The following is a 17,680-nucleotide window of genomic DNA, read 5'->3' as shown; positions in this document are numbered from 1 at the left end:
GTTCAGCGAGCAGGACGGATGCGTTCGCTGCTGCTGCGTCTGCTGAGAGGGGGGAAAGGGCCGGTTTGGTAGTTTCACTCACAGGTGCCAGCCTAGTTGGCATGATGGACAATTTCACGCCCGGCCCGTTTGCGGCCGAACTGGCGGCCGCCGGAGTTCCCGAGGCAATGCACGGCTGGCTGGGCCAGTACGGCGTCGGCACCCTCGTGGTCAAAATGGGGATCCATTTCCTGGAGATGAGTCCCGAGCGCACGGTGGCCACCATGCCGGTGGAAGGCAACACCCAGGTGGCCGGCATCCTGCACGGCGGGGCTCATGTGGTCCTCGCCGAAACCCTGGGTTCCTTTGCAGCCGGAATGCACGCAGGTCCCAATCGCCAGGCCCTCGGAATAGAGGTCGGCGCTACGCACCACCGGGCCGTCTCGGCTGGCACGGTCACGGGGACGTGCACGGCCATCCACCTGGGCCGTACCCTCACCACGCATGAAATCGTCATGACCGACGAACACGGCCGCCGGCTGTCCACCGCGCGCATCACAAACCTGATCCGGGACATCGCCCCGTAGACCCCAGCGGATCCCAGCGACTCAGACCCGCAGGCTGCCGAAGCCGTAACGCAGCTCCACGATTCCCCGGCCCATGGTGTGGGAGGAGATCAGTTCCAGCGGCGGCGTCGGGCCGGTCATCGGAAGCACCGCCTTGCCGTTGCCAAGCACCACCGGGATGATCGAGATGATCAGTTCGTCCAGCGCTCCGGCGTCGGCGAACTGCGCGGCGAGTAGGCCGCCGCCCACGATCCAGACGTTCCGCGCGCCGGCCCGCTCCTTGAGGTCCTCGACAAACTCCCCGACCGGCCCCCGGACGAACGTGATGTCGGCCCCTTTGGGGGCCGAGAGCTCGTGGCGGGTGAACACCCAGCACGGCGTGGTCGGATAGGGCCAGTTGCCGGGTTCATGCTTCATCAGCCAGGCGTACGTTTGGCCGCCCATGACGATGCACCCCACCTCGGCCATGAACGCGTCGTAGCTTTCCTTGCCGCCGGCGAAACCGTCGAACTGCAACAGCCAGTCCAGGTTGTCATCGGTGGTCGCGATGAATCCGTCGAGGGACGAGGCCACGAAATACTGGAAGCTCGGCATGGCCCCAGCCTAGCGATTCCGGCCGGGAGTGCCCAGAGCAGGCTACTTGCTGAAGTAGGGAATGATCAGGTAGAGCCCGAAGAGGACGGCGATGCCGCACAGGCCGAAGCAGACGTAAGCCAGCGGCCGCACCCAGCCCGGCCTGCTCTCCTGGACGTCGCCGGCAATGGCGGTGAGCCGGACTCCCAGGGAGTAGAGGACGACGACGGTTACCGCGGCGACGAGCGTTGCGCCCGCGACCTGCAGGAGTTCCAGCCACTTCATTACTGGCCACCCTTTGGCTTGTTGTTTGTGCGACTGACGGCAATCGCCTTCTTCTTGCGGAACCTCACGGCCTGGCCGGCTTCTTCGACCTCGACGGCGTTATGGTGGCCCACATGGGATTTCCTCGAGTGGAGGAACATGTAAAGCACGGCGCCGGTGCCGGCGATGGCGGCGATGACCACGCCGACGACGCCGGTCTTCACCAGAAGGGCGGTGAGCGCGCCGACGATTCCGGCGGCGGGGAGGGTGAAGAGCCAGCCGAGCGCAATCTTTCCTGCGGTTCCCCAGCGGACGGAGGTGCCGCGGCGGCCGAGGCCCGAACCGATTACGGAGCCGGAGGCCACCTGGGTGGTGGACAGGGCAAAGCCCAGGTGCGAGGAGGCAAGGATGGCGGAGGCCGTGCTGCTTTCCGCGGCGAAGCCCTGGGCCGGCTTCACGTCGGTGAGTCCGGATCCCATGGTGCGGATGATCCGCCAGCCGCCGGCGTAGGTGCCGATGGCGATGGCGAGGGCGCAGGAGGCGATGACCCAGAACTGGGGACCGGAGCCGGGCTGCTGGGTGCCCGCGGCAATCAGCACGAGCGTGATGATGCCCATGGTCTTCTGAGCGTCGTTGGTTCCGTGGGCGAGCGCCACCAGGCTGGAGGTGAAGATCTGACCGGTGCGGAAGCCGCCGCGCTTCTGGGTGAGCTTGCTGCCGGTTTCGGGGTCATGCCGTGCGGTCAGCGCGTAGGCCAGGCGCGTGCATAGGTAGGCGACACCGGCGGCGATGACCGGAGCGAAGATCGCCGGGAGGATCACCTTCTGCATGAGGCTCGCGAAGTTGATCGAGTGGATGCCGATGCCGGCGATGGCGGCGCCGATCAGGCCGCCGAAAAGCGCGTGCGAGGAGCTGGACGGCAGGCCCTTCAGCCAGGTGATCATGTTCCAGAGAATGGCCCCCATCAGTCCCGCGAAGATGATGTCCGGGGTGATCTGGATCCCGTCGGAGCCTTCCTTGATGATCCCGCCGGACACGGTCTTGGCCACTTCCGTGGAAAGAAACGCGCCCACCAGATTCAGCACCGCCGCGAGGGCGACTGCCGTTTTGGGTTTGATGGCACCGGTCGCGATGGGCGTGGCCATCGCGTTGGCGGTGTCATGAAATCCGTTGGTGAAGTCGAAGAAAAGCGCCAGCGTTATAACTAGCGCCACCATTACGGTGATTTCCACCTGTTGCCCAATCTGCAGAGTCGACGGTCAGCAGTTTCATTTATCCGTTACCGCACAGAGTTCATCCAGTCGTCGACCGGGAGGACTTGCGGCGCTGGGCAAAGTAGCTTGAAACCCTATAGATCGTACGTGGGAATGACAGCAGGGCAAAACAGCAGCCTCTACAGAAATGCCCGCACAGACTCCAGCTCGGCTCTGGACAGCCCCCGCCGGGGGTGGGGTGAGATCAACAGGAGTCGCGCCCCCAAGTACTCGGCCCAGGCATGTGCCTCCCGCTCAAAATCGAGCTGGTCATCGATCCACACCGCACGGTCGGGCGCGATCGTTTCAAGGTCCTGCTGGATCGCCTGGAGCTTCCACCAACTGTTACTGCCGCCAAATCCGTCGCTGGCCAGGACCGGCCAGCGCCGTCCGTCCAGCCCGATGGCCGGACACAGGAACTCCGGTGCCATGCCTTCCCAGCTGGTCAGCCAGACGAAGCGCAAGTCCGGTCTGCCGGACAGGTCATTCAGGGCGGTCACCAGTTCGGCGGCGTAGCTGACCTCTAGGAGGCCGGCGTCGGAGCTGCGCCAGGCCGAACCCCAGTCGGTGCTGCCGGTGGCGCCAAACGGACAGATGACCCCGTCCACATCGAGGTACAGAGAGACATTTGTCACCGGCGTGACCTTTCACCCTCCGCCTGACTACCTGCCGCCGTCGCCGTGGCCGTTAGCCCTTGGGGCCGGCGTCCAGCATTCCGGCCATCTTTTCCTCGAGCGCCGCCAGCGTGACGTCCGGCAGCACGATGAGGCCGTCCAGCTCCCGCCGGGCCCGTTTGTACGCCGTCTGCCGCTCGGCCGGCGTGGCGGCGGCGTCGGAGGCAATCCTGAGCAGTTTCCGCGCCGTCTCGAGCCGCGCGCGCTCGGGGCCCGTGAAGTTGCTGTCCTTGATGCGCCGCGCCTCCCGCTCCGCCACGTCGAAGGCCACCTCGAAGCTGCGCACGGCCGCGCGATATTCCATCAGCCGGGCCGCCGAAGTGAGGTCGCCGGGCGTGTCCGGCCGCAGCCCGTCCGCCTCCCGCTTGGCGCGCAGGAAAGCCACCGTGAGAGGTTCACGCACGTCCGTCATTATGGGGAAATCAATGAGTTTCCCCACGTCGAGTTCGTAGGCCAGCCAGCGCCGGTTCGCGTCGTCGTGGGCCGCGAGGAGCGACTGGACCTCGGCCTGGCTCGCCTGCTCCGCGGCTGCTGCATGGTTGCGCAGCCGGTAGAGCTCCACGCGGCGGCGATGCCGGCGTTCGCTCGCCTTGGACCACGAACGGGCCCAGCTTCCCATGAGTCCGCTCAGCGGAAACACCAGCCACCAGAAATCGCCGACGAAATCGAAAAAGGACTCCACCGCTTCATCCTCCCACCCCGCCGGTGACCGGAAAACCCCTGCCCCGGCGGTGGTGAGGCCGGCATTTCGCCGTCTACCCGGTAGAACCTCGATCCCCGTGAAAGTCAGTCCTCGTGCTGCACCTTGTGTAGCCGGGTGACGACGGTGGGGCAGGGCACGTGCAGCAGGACCGCGTGGGCGGTTGAGCCGAGCACCAAGCGGGAGAAGCCGCCACGGCCGCGGCTGCCCAAAACCAGGAGGCGCGCCCCGGTAGCGACGTCGACGAGCGCCTTGGCTGGATCGGCGTCCGTTTCCAGGCGCTGGTAGACCGTCAGGTCGGGATACTTGTCACCCAGTCCGGCGACGGATTCGGACAGGACGACCCGTTGTTCCTCGATAATGGTCTCGGCGAGTCCGCGCGAGGGCAGCTGGTTCTCAAACCATCGGGCGGGACTCCGGAACGCGAGCACCACGGTCAGCTCATTCCCGCCGCGATCGGCTTCGGCAGCAGCGAACCGGACTGCCTGCAACGCCTCCTCCGAGCCATCCACACCGACGACGACGCCCCTGTCCCCGGTCCCCTGCTTGGCGGGGATGACGGCGACCGGGCTGTCCGAAGCCGCCGCGATCTGAAGGGCACGGTCCTTCAGCGGCCCGCCATCCATCCAGTGCCTGTCATGCGCGCCGACCACCACCATCGACGCCTCCTTGGATGCCTCCCGCAACGCCGCGGCGGCGCTGCCATGACGAAGCTGCACCTCCACGTTGACGTCCGGGGTCTGCGCCGTCGCGGCAGCCTGTGCTTTCTTGAGCAGGTCCATCGCCGATTCCCGGATGAGCTCCTGGTACTGGAATTCCGGCGACATCCAGCGGTCGTCCACTGCGTGAATAACGATGAGCGGAAGCTTGTGCCGCGAAGCCCGCTGGACGGCCCAGGCCAGGGCGGCCTGGCTTCCGGCAGAGCCGCTGATCCCGACGACTATTGGTTTGCTCATTCTGGACTCTGCTCTTCTCCGTGGCACGGTTGCTATTGCTGCGCATGACCGTCCAGCGGCGCCAACAGTCCGCCGGCATTTCAGTGTGCGCCGCCGGCCAGGTGCGGGGTTAGGGGCTTAAGCCCCGCACGGTTCGCGCGCTAGAACCCCGTGGGTTCGGTCTCGAATTCGGCGTGCCGCGGGGGTCCTTCGTGGCGCAGTGGGCGCAGGGCTGCGGTGTGCTCGAGCCAGACCAGCGCGTCGTAGCGGTCACCCATCACTGTGGGGACGTAATTGCGGGGTTCCCGCTGCGGATCGTAGACCACGCCAATCGCGCGGTGGCCGAACCGGCTGGAGAGCCACGGCCCGGTCCTGTCTTCGCCGAAGTCCAGCACCGACGGCACGCCCAGCGCCTCGTGCAGGAAGTCCTCGTGGCTGCCGGGCCGCGCCGGGGGCAGGGGCAGGATCCGCTCGGGGCTGCCCCAACTGCCGGCAGCGATGACCTCGCCTCGATGGGAGGCGAAGCCCACCAGCATTACGCCCTCCGCGGCGTGCCGCTCGCGCAGCAGCTGCCCCAGGTTGACCAGTCCCTCCTGGGCCATGTCCGTGGCCCGCGCGTCCCCGATGTGCGTGTTGTGTTCCCAGATGATGCCCTTGGATTCCGCGCCGAGGTGCGTGCTGAGCCGGTCGACGGTGTCAGCCATATGGTGGTCCCGAATGTTCCAGGACTGCCGGTCACCGCGGACCATGGTCCGGTAGTAGTGCTCCGCGTTCGCGGCAACCTCGGCGTTCTGGATGGCATCGAAGGCTTGTTCGTTCTGGTCTCCTGGCGGAAACGCCCGGTTCCTGACCTCGGCAAGGAGGGCGACGACGTCAGCCTCGCAGGACTGCGGCACCAGCCGCGCGCTCCGGGCGTACTCGTGCGGGTCCTCGTGGTGCGGCACGAAGCATTGCCATGCCCGCAGGGCGGTGGGAACGGCCTCCGGCTCATTCCCCTCCAGCCAGCCGATGATCTCCCGGAGCGAATCCCAGAGCGAATAGACGTCAAGTCCGTAGAAGCCGACCCGTTGACTTCTCGGACGGCTAAGATTCCAGCCGCGCAGCCAGTCCAGGAACGACGCCACTTCCTCATTCGCCCACATCCACCTGGGCCACCGTTCAAACCCCGCGAGCAGGGCGTGGACGCCCTGCTCCTGCCCGGTCCAGCCCCGGACCCAACGATTGATCCGCCAGCAGTCCGGCCAGTCCCCCTCGACCCCGATCCAGTTGTAGCCCTCTTCCGCGATGAGACGCCGGCTCAAGGTATCGCGCCAGGTGTAGAACTCGTGCGTGCCGTGGGAGGCCTCGCCTATGGCGACGTAGCGGCTCTCAACAGCGCGGCGGACGAGCCCGTTGAAGTCCTGGTCAGTCCGGAGCGGACGGGCGAGGGCGTGGATCTGTGCCAGCACCGAGGCCTTCGGGACCGAGGGACTCATCGAGGCTCCTCATCGAAGATGATTTCCGGGTGCAAGGGCACCCTCGCCGCCGGCGCCTCCATCACGCGCCAACAGGCGGGTCAGCTGCCCACGCGGCCCGGGGTACACCCAGCATGCGCCGAGCAGGGGCCCGAACCTAGGGCCGAAGGTCACGAGCGCCCCGGGTGCGGCGTGCGGCGGCAGGGACGAGCCGTCCCGGGACGGTGAGACGGCGCGGGTAGGATTTTTACGGCGGGCTTTCGCCTCGCGCACCCAGCAGGCGCACGTTTATGGCAAGGACAGACGATGAAGAAGAAATCCGCGCGGTCAGCGCTGCACCCGGAGCGCCCATGGACGGCGCACTACGGACCGGGGGTCCCGGCGGACCTCAAGCTTCCCAAGGGCTCGCTCGTGGACCTGCTGGAGTCCTCCGTCCATCGCTTTGGGTCCAAGCCGGCCCTGGAATTCTTTGGGGCGCGGACCAGCTACCGAGAGCTCGGCACGCTGATCAGCCGGGCCGCGGCCGGGCTCAGGAAACTCGGCGTCAGGTCCGGCGACCGGGTGGCCCTGGTCTTGCCGAACTGCCCGCAGCACATCATCGCCTTCCATGCGGTGTTGCGGCTCGGCGCCATTGTCGTGGAACACAATCCGCTGTACACCGACCGTGAGCTGCGCCATCAGTTCGAAGACCATGGAGCCACCGTCGCGATCGTCTGGGACAAGGCGGTGCAGCGGGTCAGCCAGCTGCCGCCCGACGTCGGGCTCCGGACCATCATCTCGGTGGAGCTGATCCCGGCGATGCCCCTGCTCCAGCGGCTCGCACTCCGGCTCCCCGTGCCCGCCGCACGGAAAGCCCGCGCAGCCCTGGCAGCCGGAAAACACGAGCGCGCTTCGCAGCAGCCGGCAAACATTTCGATCCTGCGCTGGCCGGAGATCCTGCGGGCCGGAGCGTTGAAGAAGAAGCATCCCCGACCCGCACCCCAGGACCTCGCCGTCCTTCAGTACACGAGCGGCACCACGGGCCTCCCCAAGGGGGCCATGCTGACGCACGCCAACCTGCAGGCCAACGCGGCGCAAGGCCGGGCGTGGGTTCCCGGCCTCCGGGACGGCCGGGAGACCGTCTACGCGGTCCTGCCGATGTTCCACGCCTACGGGCTGACCCTTTGCCTGACCATTGCGTTGAGTATCGGGGCGAAGCTGGTGCTGTTCCCGAAATTCGACGTCGACCTCGTCCTGAAGGCGCATCGGAAGTCGCCGGCCACTTTCCTTCCTGCGGTCCCGCCGATCTACGACCGGCTCGCCGCCGCGGCGGCAGAGCGTGGCGTCGGGCTCGGGAGCATCCGGTTTTCGATCTCCGGGGCCATGAACCTCCCGACGGCCACCGTGGAGACCTGGGAAAAGGCGACCGGCGGGTATCTGATCGAAGGCTACGGGCTGACGGAAACCTCCCCCATAGCCCTGGGCAATCCGTTCGGTGCCAGCCGGAAACCGGGCACCGTGGGCGTGCCTTTCCCCCTCACCGACATCCGGGTGGTGGACCCGAGGAACGTCGCACTCGACCGCGCCCCGGGCCAGGAGGGCGAACTGCTCATCCGTGGCCCCCAGGTCTTCTCGGGGTACTGGCAGCGGCCCGAGGAAACCGAAGATGCGCTCCTGGAAGGCGGCTGGTTCCGCACCGGCGACATCGTCTCCGTAGATAAGGACTACTTCGTCACGATCCGGGACCGGATCAAGGAACTGATTATCACCGGCGGATTCAACGTCTCGCCCAGCGAAGTGGAGGACGTCCTTGCCGACTTCCCGGGGCTCGCGGATGTCTCCGTGGTCGGGCAGCCCCGGCCCGGCGGCGGCGAGGATGTGGTTGCCGCCGTCGTTCCCGCCCCGGGGACCACCGTCGATCCGGAGGCGCTGCTGAACTTCGCTCGGCGGCACCTGGCTGCCTACAAGGTGCCGCGCCGCGTGGTGGTGCTCGACGAACTCCCCCGCTCCCTCATCGGGAAGGTCCTGCGCCGCGAGATCCGGGACACCCTCGTGGCCGGCCGCTAGGGACACCGGCCGGCCACGCCCGGCGCAAGACGGTTTTATGCAGGAGTCGACGCCACCCGGCTCAGGTGCCGGGCGGCAGGCCGGGCCGGTACACCGGCGGATAGGCGTCGGCCGGGGACGTGTCCGGAACGGGCGGGTCGGAGGTGACGGGGTCGTTTATCCGGTAGTCGCCCACGGAGAACTGGACCATCATGTCGTGGTCCTCGTGCACCAGGTTGTGGCAGTGGACCATGTACCGCCCGCCGAGTTCCTTGCCCGTGTCGAATTGCATCAGCGCTGTGATCGACTCGTTTTCACCGGCGTAGAAGACGTCTTTGGGTCCGGTTTCCCAGGCGAACGGCTTGCCGCCGTTCGTGTTCCGGCCAATGATCCTGGCGTCTATCAAGTGGATATGGACGGGGTGGAACCAGCCTCCGGAGGCATTGGTGATGGTCCATTGCTCGATGTCGTAGGGCTTTGGATTGCCAAACAGCTTGGAGAACCCGGACTTCTCGACGTCCGCCCAGGTAACTCCGTTGATGGTCCACTGCCCGTTGGCCCGCATCACTTTGAGGTTGCGCTTCGCCACGGCCATGTCCGGTGTCAGCTTCATGGTGGCTATGGCTCCGAGCGCCGCGTTCACCGCGCCGCCGTCGTCCAGGGTCGCAGGAATGCCGGAGATGGAACCGGCGGCTGAGCCGGAATCAGCGACCACCTCGAAGCGCATGATCTTCCCTGTGTTGGCGAAGTTGATGTTGTTCTTGTTGCTCAGGTTGCGTAGTTCGATCATTTGCCCGGTCCGGTACCGGCGGAAATCAATCAGTACTTCGTAGCGCTCCGCGGTGCCCTGCCGCCATGACTTGACCGCCTGGACCACCGGCACCATGCCGGCGTCCGTGCCGACCACGTAGACCGGTTCTCCGGTGGACAGCGTCGGGCGGTAAGAGCGCGTTATCGAAGCCACCAGGACGCGGAAACGGTAGATCCGCGGCTTGACCTTCATCGTCGGCCACGGCACTCCGTTGACCATGATGATGTCGCCCCACAGTCCCTTGTGGCCGTTGTCGTTGTAGCCCAGGGATCCGTCGGCGTTGAACATCGCATCCGAGATCATCAGCGGTACGTCGAACTCACCTTGCGGTAGCTGGGCTTGCTCGTACCTGTCGGTCAAGGGGTAGAACCCGGCGAGCCCCGAGTACACGTTCTGGGCGGTGATGTGGTGCTTGTGGTCGTGGTACCACAACGTCCTTGCCGGCTGCCAGTTGGGATACCGGTAGTTCTTCACGTTGCCGGGCGCGGTGAAGTCGTTGGCGTACCCGTCGTATTGCGGCAATGAGGCTGAGCCGTGCAGGTGGGTGACCGTGTCGAAGGCGCCGGGCTGAAGCAGGCCACGCGCGGGGAGGGCGTTGCGGATCCGCACCTCAGTCCTGGTCCCCTGGGCGGCGCGGATGGTGGGGCCCGGGAAGATACCGTTGTACCCGGCCACGGTGGTGTTCAGTCCGGGGACGAACTGCGCCAGGCCAAGTTTCTGGGTGAGGGCGTAGCGCGCGTAGGGCCGCGCCGGGTCGCCGTCGTCGAATCCCGATTCAAAGGGCGTCAGCTCCGGCGGACGCCGGAAGACTCCCTCAAACGGGATGGGAAAGTTCCGGGGTGCCAGCAGACTGGCAGTCGGCGGGGCCGTGGGTGGGGCGACGTCGTCGTCGCCACCCTTCATTCCGGCCAGGCCGAATGCGCCCACCGCACCCAGTTTCAACAGTTCTCGTCGTGTCGTCATGACCCCTCCAATGTGGGGATTAGGACTGAATAGAGTGCCGAAGATGGAGCCTTCGGACAAATGAGAATGCCGGCCGGCGGGCCATTCGGGCCCCGCCGGCCGGCATTCTCGTATTTCTGGTGCTAGAGCGCCGTGCCGGTTGTGAAGGTCCACGTCCGGTTGACCAGCGGGTTACCGGCCGTATCCCGGACAGCAGCCGTGCCGCCCGTGATCAGGACCCGGTACTGGGTACCAGCGGCCAGGGTCGCCGACGGGTTGATCGTCAGCACCCTGGTCAGGGGGTTGAAGGTAGCGACCGAAGTTACGACCGCTCCGGTGGCGACATTCGTGACCTGCACTGTGCTCGTCGAGAACCCTGTGATGATCTCACTGAAGGTCGCCGTGGCGTTGCTGTTCCGAGGGACAGCTGTCACAGCCGACGTCGCCGTGACCGTTGGTGCCGGGCCGGTGAGGAACGACCAACTGCTCGCCGTCATCGTGTTGCCCGCCGCGTCACGGACTCCGGAGAGGGTGGCCGTGTACGTCTGGTCGGCAACCAGCGTCGCCGTCGGGTTCAACGTCGCGACACGGGTTGTGGTGTTGTAGCTCACGACGGCGGGAATCACCGCAGTGCCTTGCCGGAGTACAAAGGTGGTGGTTCCGTTGACTCCGGTGACCGGCTCGCTGAAGGTTGCCGTGATGTCTGCGACCTGGCTCACCGAGCGGGCACCCGTTGCCGGGGTCCGTGCCGTTATTGTCGGAAGCACAAACTCGGCACGGGGGGTTACGAACAGCAACGTTTGAGCCGAAGCCGCGCCGGTGCCGGCACCGTTGATGGCTGCCACGTCGAACCTGTAGGAGTTCCCGTTGACGAGCCCGGTAACCACGGCGGAGCTAACGTTGCCGGTGACCGTCTGGGTCCTGGACAACGTCGTTCCGGCGTAAGCCCGGACCCGGTAACCCGTGATCGCCGAACCGCCATTGGAGGCCGGCGCGGTCCAGGTCAGAGTAGCCGAAGCTACCCCGGCCGTGGCCGTCCCGATGGTCGGGGCACCGGCGACGGTCGCCGGGACCACAGGAGTTACCTGGTTGGAAGCAGCCGAGGCGGCTCCCGTTCCCACACCGTTGATGGCCGCCACGTCGAACGTGTACGCCGTTCCGTTGGTGAGCCCGGTGACGACGACCGTGCCGACGTTTCCGATGACGGTCTGGGTCCTGGCCACCGTGGTGCCGGCGAGGGTGAGCGCCCGGACCCGGTAGCCGGTGATCGCGGAACCGCCGTTGGCGGCCGGCGCGGTCCAGGTCAGGGTTGCCGAGGCGTTCCCGGCCGTGGCCGTCCCGATGGTCGGTGCACCGGCGACGGTCGCCGGGACCGCGGGAGTTACTGCGTTGGAAGCAGCCGAGGCGGCTCCCGTTCCCACACCGTTGATGGCCGCCACGTCGAACGTGTACGCCGTTCCGTTGGTGAGGCCGGTGACGACGACGGTGCCGACGTTACCGGTGACGGTCTGGGTCCTGGCCACCGTGGTGCCGGCGAGGGCCCGCACCTGATAGCCGGTGATCGCCGCACCGCCGTCGGAGGCCGGTGCGGTCCAGGTCAGGGTTGCCGAGGCATTCCCGGCCGTGGCCGTCCCGATGGTCGGTGCACCGGCGACGGTCGCCGGGGCCACAGGGGTCACCTGGTTGGAAGCAGCCGAGGCGGCTCCCGTTCCCACACCGTTGATGGCCGCCACATCGAACGTGTACGCCGTTCCGTTGGTGAGGCCGGTGACGACGACGGTGCCGACGTTACCGGTGACGGTCTGCGTCCCGGCTACCGTGGATCCGCCGAGGGTGAGCGCCCGGACCCGGTAGCCGGTGATCGCGGAACCGCCATTGGAGGCCGGTGCGGTCCAGGTCAGGGTGGCCGTTGCGTTCCCGGCTGTGGCCGTCCCGATGGTCGGAGCCCCGGCGACGGTCGCCGGGACCGCGGGAGTTACCGCGTTGGAAGCAGCCGAAGCGGCTCCCGTTCCCACACCGTTGATGGCCGCCACGTCGAACGTGTACGCCGTTCCGTTGGTGAGCCCGGTGACGACGACGGTGCCGACGTTACCGGCGACGGTCTGGGTCCCGGCCACCGTGGTGCCGGCGAGGGCCCGCACCTGATAGCCGGTGATCGCCGCACCGCCGTCTGAGGCCGGTGCGGTCCAGGTCAGGGTAGCCGAAGCATTCCCGGCCGTGGCCGTCCCGATAGCCGGAGCCCCGGCGACGGTCGCCTCGGCAAGCAGCGACGGAGTCACTGTGTTGGAGGTGGCTGAGAAGGGACTGGTTCCGACGTCGTTGGTGGCGGAAACCTGGAACCTGTAGGTGGATCCGTTGGTCAGGCCGGTTACCACCAGGCTGGTGGTGCCTGCCGGTGCGGTCCGCGGCGTGCCAACTTCGACGCCGGCCGGGTTCGTCGTTACGTCCAACACCTTCACATTGAAGCTGTCGGCCGTTCCGACGCTCGGTGCAGTCCAGTTGACGGTTGCCCGGGCGTTGCCTGCCGTTGCGGCGCCGATGGCCGGTGCGCTCGGGACAATGCTGTCGGAGAACTGGAGTACCTCGACGTTGCGGAGGGTATCCGTACCGTCAACGCCGCCACCGTTGTGGACCACCGTGGTGACCGACCCGGGTGCGCCGAGTGCGGCCCCGACGGGAGTCGTGGTGACCGTGTAGTTCGCCCGGACATCCGAGAAGACCGCCGTGTCGGTGCCGCCGGATCCGGTCAGGATCTCCCGGACCGCAACAATGTTGCCGGGGTTGACCGTGCCCGCGAAGACGGATTCCTGGAGCGTCGGCCCGGTCAGTTTGCCATCGGCGTCCCTCTTGTACTGGCTGGCCATGGCGCTCTGCCCGGGACCGGTCACGGATGCACTGCCGATTTCCGTGGCCGGGTTGTTAGCGTCCGTGCGAACACTCAGCCGGACGTTGAAGTAGGCGTCACCGTCGATGATGTCGTCGGCGCCGCGGCCCTCGATCAGGTCACTGCCACCGCCGCCAAGGAGAATGTTGCCATCGCCCCAGACGTTTGCGCCACTCAGAAGTGGGCAGTCACCCGTGGCTGACAAATCTGATACCGGTTGCCGCGGCGTGTTCAGGTCCGGAACCAGGGCGTCAAGGCCGGAAACCCGGTCCAGGCCGTTTTGGTCCAGTACGTTGCAACCAATGAATCCGGCGCCACCCACGGCCTTGGGATCCACGTCGTCGCCGCGGAGCTTGTCATCGAGGCCCGCGCCGGACAGCGCCTCAACCTCGTTGAACTTGTCCCTGACACCGACCTGAAGGACATCCAGACCCGGAATCGGGAGTGCCAGATCCGCGTCCTGCGGCTGGGGATCTCCCAGACCGATTTCCCAGTCGTAGCCTGAAGCGCCCGCAACCTTCTCGATGCCGGGACCAGCGACACCGACGTCATCGCCACCTTCCATGTCGTAGTCGTCGTCACCGCCCTGTCCGATGAGAATGTCGTGGCCGGGAGTCTGGGAGTCGTCCAGGAAGAACAGATTCCCGCTGTCGCCCTGCATGAGGTCCGGCTGGTCACCGCCCTCCTGCCAGTCGTCGCCGCTGTCACCAAACACGGCATCTTCACCTTGTCCGGCGATGACGAAGTCGTCACCGGCACCGGCAAAGGTCTCATTGATGTTGGCTCCGCCGTTGGAGAAGTCCTTGCCGTCGCCGCCCATCACGATGTCCAGGCCGGGTCCGGCATCGATAGCATCGTTGCCGGGACCGCCCTTCGGGACATCGTCACCGGCGAGATCGGTGATGATATCGTCGCCTTCCCCGCCCAGGGCGATGTCAGCGCCGTCGCCACCTTCGATGACGTCGTTGCCGACGCCACCCCAGAACGTGTCGCTGTCGTTGCCGCCGTAGATACGGTCGATGGCGGCGGTGCCGTTGTAGACGCTTTGGCCGTTAATTCCGGAGGGGTCCACGGCGTTCCGGGCGCGGTACTTGATAGTGCCGTCCGGCTGGCGCAGCAGGAGATCCGGCTCGCTGCATTCCGAGTCCGGGTCGTCCAGGACCTTGTTACCGTGAAGGGCAAAGCCGTCCGTTGTTCCGGCGAGATTCTTCAGCTCGAACTTGCAGTCCGCTGTGGCGAAGGCATCCGCCTTGAGCGACTTGACGTTGGTGTTCCGCATCATCATCTCGGCGAAGGAGTTGCCCTCCAGCTGTGCGCGGAGGTTCATGCCCGGTGTCCGCGCCAGGTAGTAGAGGCGGTCGCCGTTCTGAAGGTCCGTGAGCTGGTTCTCGAAGACGTAGTTGAACGTGCTGCCCAACAGTCCACCGAAGACGTTCGTTATCTCGGCCAGGCCACCGACCCAGAGGTCGATGTCGTCGACGCCGGTGGTCGACTTGGTGCCGGCGTTGGCCCAGCCGTCCGTGCTGTTCATGAACGCGGCAGCGTCTGCCGGAGCAACGTCGCCGGCAATGATATCCGGGTTCACCAGCAGACGCGCAGCTTCCCGCCGGGAGGCCAGGGTTGCCGGAACGTCGTCACCATTTCCCAAGACGGCGTCCGGACCAGCACCGGTGATTGATGGGTGCCGGCCGTAGGCCGCGACGAAGTTAACCAGTGACGTCGGGTTTTTGAGGTTTTCCCCGAAGTCAACCCAGTTGATGTAGGGCTTCAGCGCGCCGTCGTTTGTCGCGTTGAAGATCTCCCTGCGGAGCGGGTTGAGCCGGGGGATGCCCTCGGACCGTGCCCTGGCCATGTTGACCGTCGCCAGGTCCAGGGGCAGGCCCAGTAGATTGTTGCGCAGGGTGTCCGTCACGAACTCGTCCAGTTCGTTGCCGACCTGGTCCGACATACCGGCGATGATGCTGCCGGCGGCTTCTTCAGACGTCAGCGAGCCGGCGGGGCCGCCGTTGGTGTACTCCGGCGGGTTGAGGAAGCCCTCCAGCAGTGAGATGTCGTTCGTGGTCCCGCGGATATCGTCGGACGTGCCGAACTCATTGTCGTTGCCGGGCTTGTCCTCGTTCCGGCGGGAGATGGTCTCCGTGAGCATGGAGTGACCGAAGCGGTAGACGGCGTGCGCGAACTCGGCCTTGACCGCCGGGTTCAGCTCGGTCTGCGTAAAAGCGAATGGCTGGAAGGGGTTGATTGCCGGCTGGACTTTCCGGGCGAACTCCTCGAACACCAGGTGCTGGTATTCCATCTCGGTAATGAACCGTGCCGCTTGGAAGAGCCGTTCTCCGTTCCAGCCGGCTGCGCCCGACGTGGACTGCCATTCGGCCAAGGCGGCGACACCGCGGGTGGAAGTGTCGTTCGTGAGGGTTGTCTTGATGTCGTCGACGAGCCGGTCGTGCTCCGAGTGGAACACCTGGTGGATTGCCGTCAGGCCGATGTTCTCATTGACGCGCCCGTCACCTGCGGCGAAGTGGGCGTCGAGCATCTCGTTGTCGTAGGTCCCCGCCGGCTGGCTGGCGAAGTCGGCCGAGGCGTCCTCGTCGGTATCCGGAATCAGGCAGCCCGCCGGCTGAGGCCCGACACCGATAGCTGTGCGGCAGGCCTTGCTCGGGTCCGCATTGTGGGCAATGTCGGTCAGGAAGGGCGTGTCGAAGTACTTCACGTCGGCGGGCACCGGCTTCGGGGCGGCAAGGTTGCCTTCCTCCAGTCCGTGCGCCGTGACGTACTGCGGCAGTCCGTTGCCGCCGGGGATGAACTTGCCGTAGGCGTCGGCCGCGATCATGGGAATGTTTACGGCGTCCGCGTCCTCGAGCTGGAGGCCGAGAAGGGTTTTAGCCTGCTCCTTTACCGTTGCCCACGTGGCCATGCCGCCCGAGGTGGGACCGGGGGTTCCGTCGCTGTTTAGCGGGCCGCCGAGCAGCTTGCCGGTAGAGACTGGCTTGCCGGCGTTGCTGGCGTACTCCCGCAGGAACACCTGGTGGGAGGAGTGGGACGTGTACGTCTGGCTCTGGTCCACGAAGGGTGAGTCCGTGTTGAGCGCGTCCTGGACGTCGTCGGCGCTTTCGTCGGCAGGCGTCGCCGGATCGTTTCCGGCGATACCGTCCGGGCCGGGCTGGTTCTTGGCCCGGGTCAGCACCATGAACCGCAAGTTCGGGTCCAGGTCGTCGGTGTTGCCGAAGATGTGGTCCGGGCCCGCGACCAGCGGATCATCGGCCTTGAGGGGAACAAATACCGTTCCGCCGCCCTTGACTGTTTGGTCCACACCGTGGTCGAAGAACTGACCAAACAGGGTGAAGAGGGAGTTGTAGGGCGGGGAAAGCCCGACGTCGGTGGTGACGTTCGGGATGAACAGGGTTTCTCCCGCGGGGACACAGTCCGCGACCGGGGGGGTTGGCTGGGGCACCGGACACGGGACAACACCGTCGTTGCCCTGGGTCCGCACCGGGTTGCCTGCGGCCTCAATAGCCGAAGGATTGTTCGCGGTCTGGTCGACGATCAGGTTGCTGACCGTGCGCGGCTCAGAGTCGAAGACCAAGCCCTTCTTTTGCGCATATGAGCTTGTACCTGGCGGGCCGAAGCCCGGGGGCACAGCCTCGGCAGCTTTAAATGCCGGGGTCGTCAGCCGAGGGAAGATCTGATCAGCAGCGCCGAACGTTTCCTGGCCGGTCTGGAGGTTGTTGCACGAGCCGTCCACCGTCCGCAGGCCCTGCGATATCAGGGGGCTGGCGATCTGATTGGGCCCGGTACCGACGAGAGCGCCACACGGGCCGGTACTGGACGTGGTGTTGGCCACGTGCGCTTCGGCGATTTTGATCTGCTTGAGGATGAAGGCCAAATCGGCCGCGTTGACGGTGAACCCCTGGCCGGTCGGCGCCACTAAGGCGTTGGCCGTCACCGCCGTCGTTGTTAATCCGATGAAACTGAGCAGCGCCATTGCTGTCCCTGCTGCTACCACGCGGGTCGGCGTGCCAAAGACACGCCTTTGGCCCTGGACCTTTTTACTCGCGAACACGTTCATGTCGAACCTGCCTCTTTAAGTGAATGATGCTGCAACAATGCAGGGCATTTCTTGGAGAAATCTTGTAAGGGTCAATTTCCAACATTTCGATCCTAAAACGGATGATTATGACGGGCACTTGAAGCCTATTCAGCACTTTCATAGGTGGCTGGATACCAATTTTTGCGCGTAACACGAAGGGAAGTAATTAGGAATTCCTACTAGGGAAAGTGGCCTTCCGACCGGCCCCAATCGTCCAGTAGTGGCCTTTTTCCGGGGCACACGAGTAGTTACCACTTGTATTCAGCGCCAGGCCCCGCCGAATACTTGGAGGATGAAACCCGGCTACTCGGAAATTGATTTCTTACCAAGTAGGCCAGATTTTTAAGGTACCCGGCCCTGGATTTCCGGGGTGTGGTCGAACGAATGGCACCTGCCTGGAAGGATTCCGGGACGTCGTTGATAAAGAGATACCGCTCGCTAGACATCAGCGAGTCTGCGCTGCGCACGGGACGCCGGACGGGACCGCTATGCCGCTTGCGGCGGTGCGGGCTGACTGGTAGGCCTGAAGGTAG

Annotated in this window: 11 protein-coding genes; 2 read left to right on the top strand and 9 right to left on the bottom strand. The window is 65.8% G+C overall.

Features of this window, described 5'->3' with window-relative positions:
• Positions 1-101 precede the first annotated feature (101 nt).
• Positions 102-566 (top strand): hotdog fold thioesterase, encoded by a 465-nt coding sequence (locus OM977_RS09440; RefSeq protein ID WP_264357222.1) that lies wholly within the window; start codon positions 102-104, stop codon positions 564-566.
• Positions 567-587: 21 nt separating this feature from the next.
• Here the strand turns inward: OM977_RS09440 and OM977_RS09435 are convergent, their stop codons facing one another.
• The 7 genes from OM977_RS09435 to OM977_RS09405 all read right to left on the bottom strand — a co-directional run bounded on the left by OM977_RS09435 (position 588) and on the right by OM977_RS09405 (position 6,419).
• Complete coding sequence (locus OM977_RS09435; protein WP_264357221.1) at positions 588-1,139, bottom strand: dihydrofolate reductase family protein; 552 nt, start codon at positions 1,137-1,139, stop codon at positions 588-590.
• A 42-nt stretch (positions 1,140-1,181) separates the two neighbouring features.
• A complete protein-coding gene (locus OM977_RS09430) occupies positions 1,182-1,403 on the bottom strand; it encodes a hypothetical protein (protein WP_264357220.1) in 222 nt (73 codons plus the stop codon).
• Complete coding sequence (locus tag OM977_RS09425; RefSeq protein ID WP_270103252.1) at positions 1,403-2,614, bottom strand: inorganic phosphate transporter; 1,212 nt, start codon at positions 2,612-2,614, stop codon at positions 1,403-1,405. Before OM977_RS09425 ends, OM977_RS09430 begins: the two co-directional genes overlap by 1 nt.
• Positions 2,615-2,775: 161 nt before the next feature.
• Positions 2,776-3,270 carry an HAD domain-containing protein gene (locus tag OM977_RS09420; RefSeq protein WP_264357219.1) on the bottom strand — a complete coding sequence of 165 codons (495 nt, stop codon included), beginning with the start codon at positions 3,268-3,270 and terminating at the stop codon, positions 2,776-2,778.
• A 52-nt stretch (positions 3,271-3,322) separates the two neighbouring features.
• Positions 3,323-3,991: a hypothetical protein gene (locus OM977_RS09415; RefSeq protein ID WP_264357218.1), complete on the bottom strand. Its 669-nt coding sequence runs from the start codon at positions 3,989-3,991 to the stop codon at positions 3,323-3,325.
• 104 nt (positions 3,992-4,095) lie between these two features.
• Positions 4,096-4,965, bottom strand: coding sequence for a universal stress protein (locus OM977_RS09410; protein ID WP_264357217.1), 870 nt, complete (start codon positions 4,963-4,965; stop codon positions 4,096-4,098).
• Between the two features lie 140 nt (positions 4,966-5,105).
• On the bottom strand, positions 5,106-6,419 hold the full coding sequence (locus OM977_RS09405) for an erythromycin esterase family protein (protein WP_264357216.1): 1,314 nt from the start codon (positions 6,417-6,419) through the stop codon (positions 5,106-5,108).
• A 285-nt stretch (positions 6,420-6,704) separates the two neighbouring features.
• On the opposite strand from OM977_RS09405, the gene OM977_RS09400 reads away from it, so the two are divergent.
• Positions 6,705-8,444, top strand: a complete 1,740-nt coding sequence (locus OM977_RS09400; RefSeq protein ID WP_264357215.1) for a long-chain-fatty-acid--CoA ligase — start codon at positions 6,705-6,707, stop codon at positions 8,442-8,444.
• 61 nt (positions 8,445-8,505) lie between these two features.
• On the opposite strand, the gene OM977_RS09395 is transcribed toward OM977_RS09400, so the two are convergent.
• Together OM977_RS09395 and OM977_RS09390 are read right to left on the bottom strand one after the other, a co-directional pair.
• Positions 8,506-10,197, bottom strand: coding sequence for a multicopper oxidase family protein (locus OM977_RS09395; protein WP_264357214.1), 1,692 nt, complete (start codon positions 10,195-10,197; stop codon positions 8,506-8,508).
• 122 nt (positions 10,198-10,319) lie between these two features.
• Complete coding sequence (locus OM977_RS09390; RefSeq protein ID WP_264357213.1) at positions 10,320-17,042, bottom strand: fibronectin type III domain-containing protein; 6,723 nt, start codon at positions 17,040-17,042, stop codon at positions 10,320-10,322.
• Positions 17,043-17,680: the final 638 nt, after the last annotated feature.

It is taken from the genome of Pseudarthrobacter sp. MM222 (genome assembly GCF_947090775.1).
GTDB lineage: Bacteria > Actinomycetota > Actinomycetes > Actinomycetales > Micrococcaceae > Arthrobacter.
This window is presented reverse-complemented; position numbering and strand designations above follow the sequence as displayed.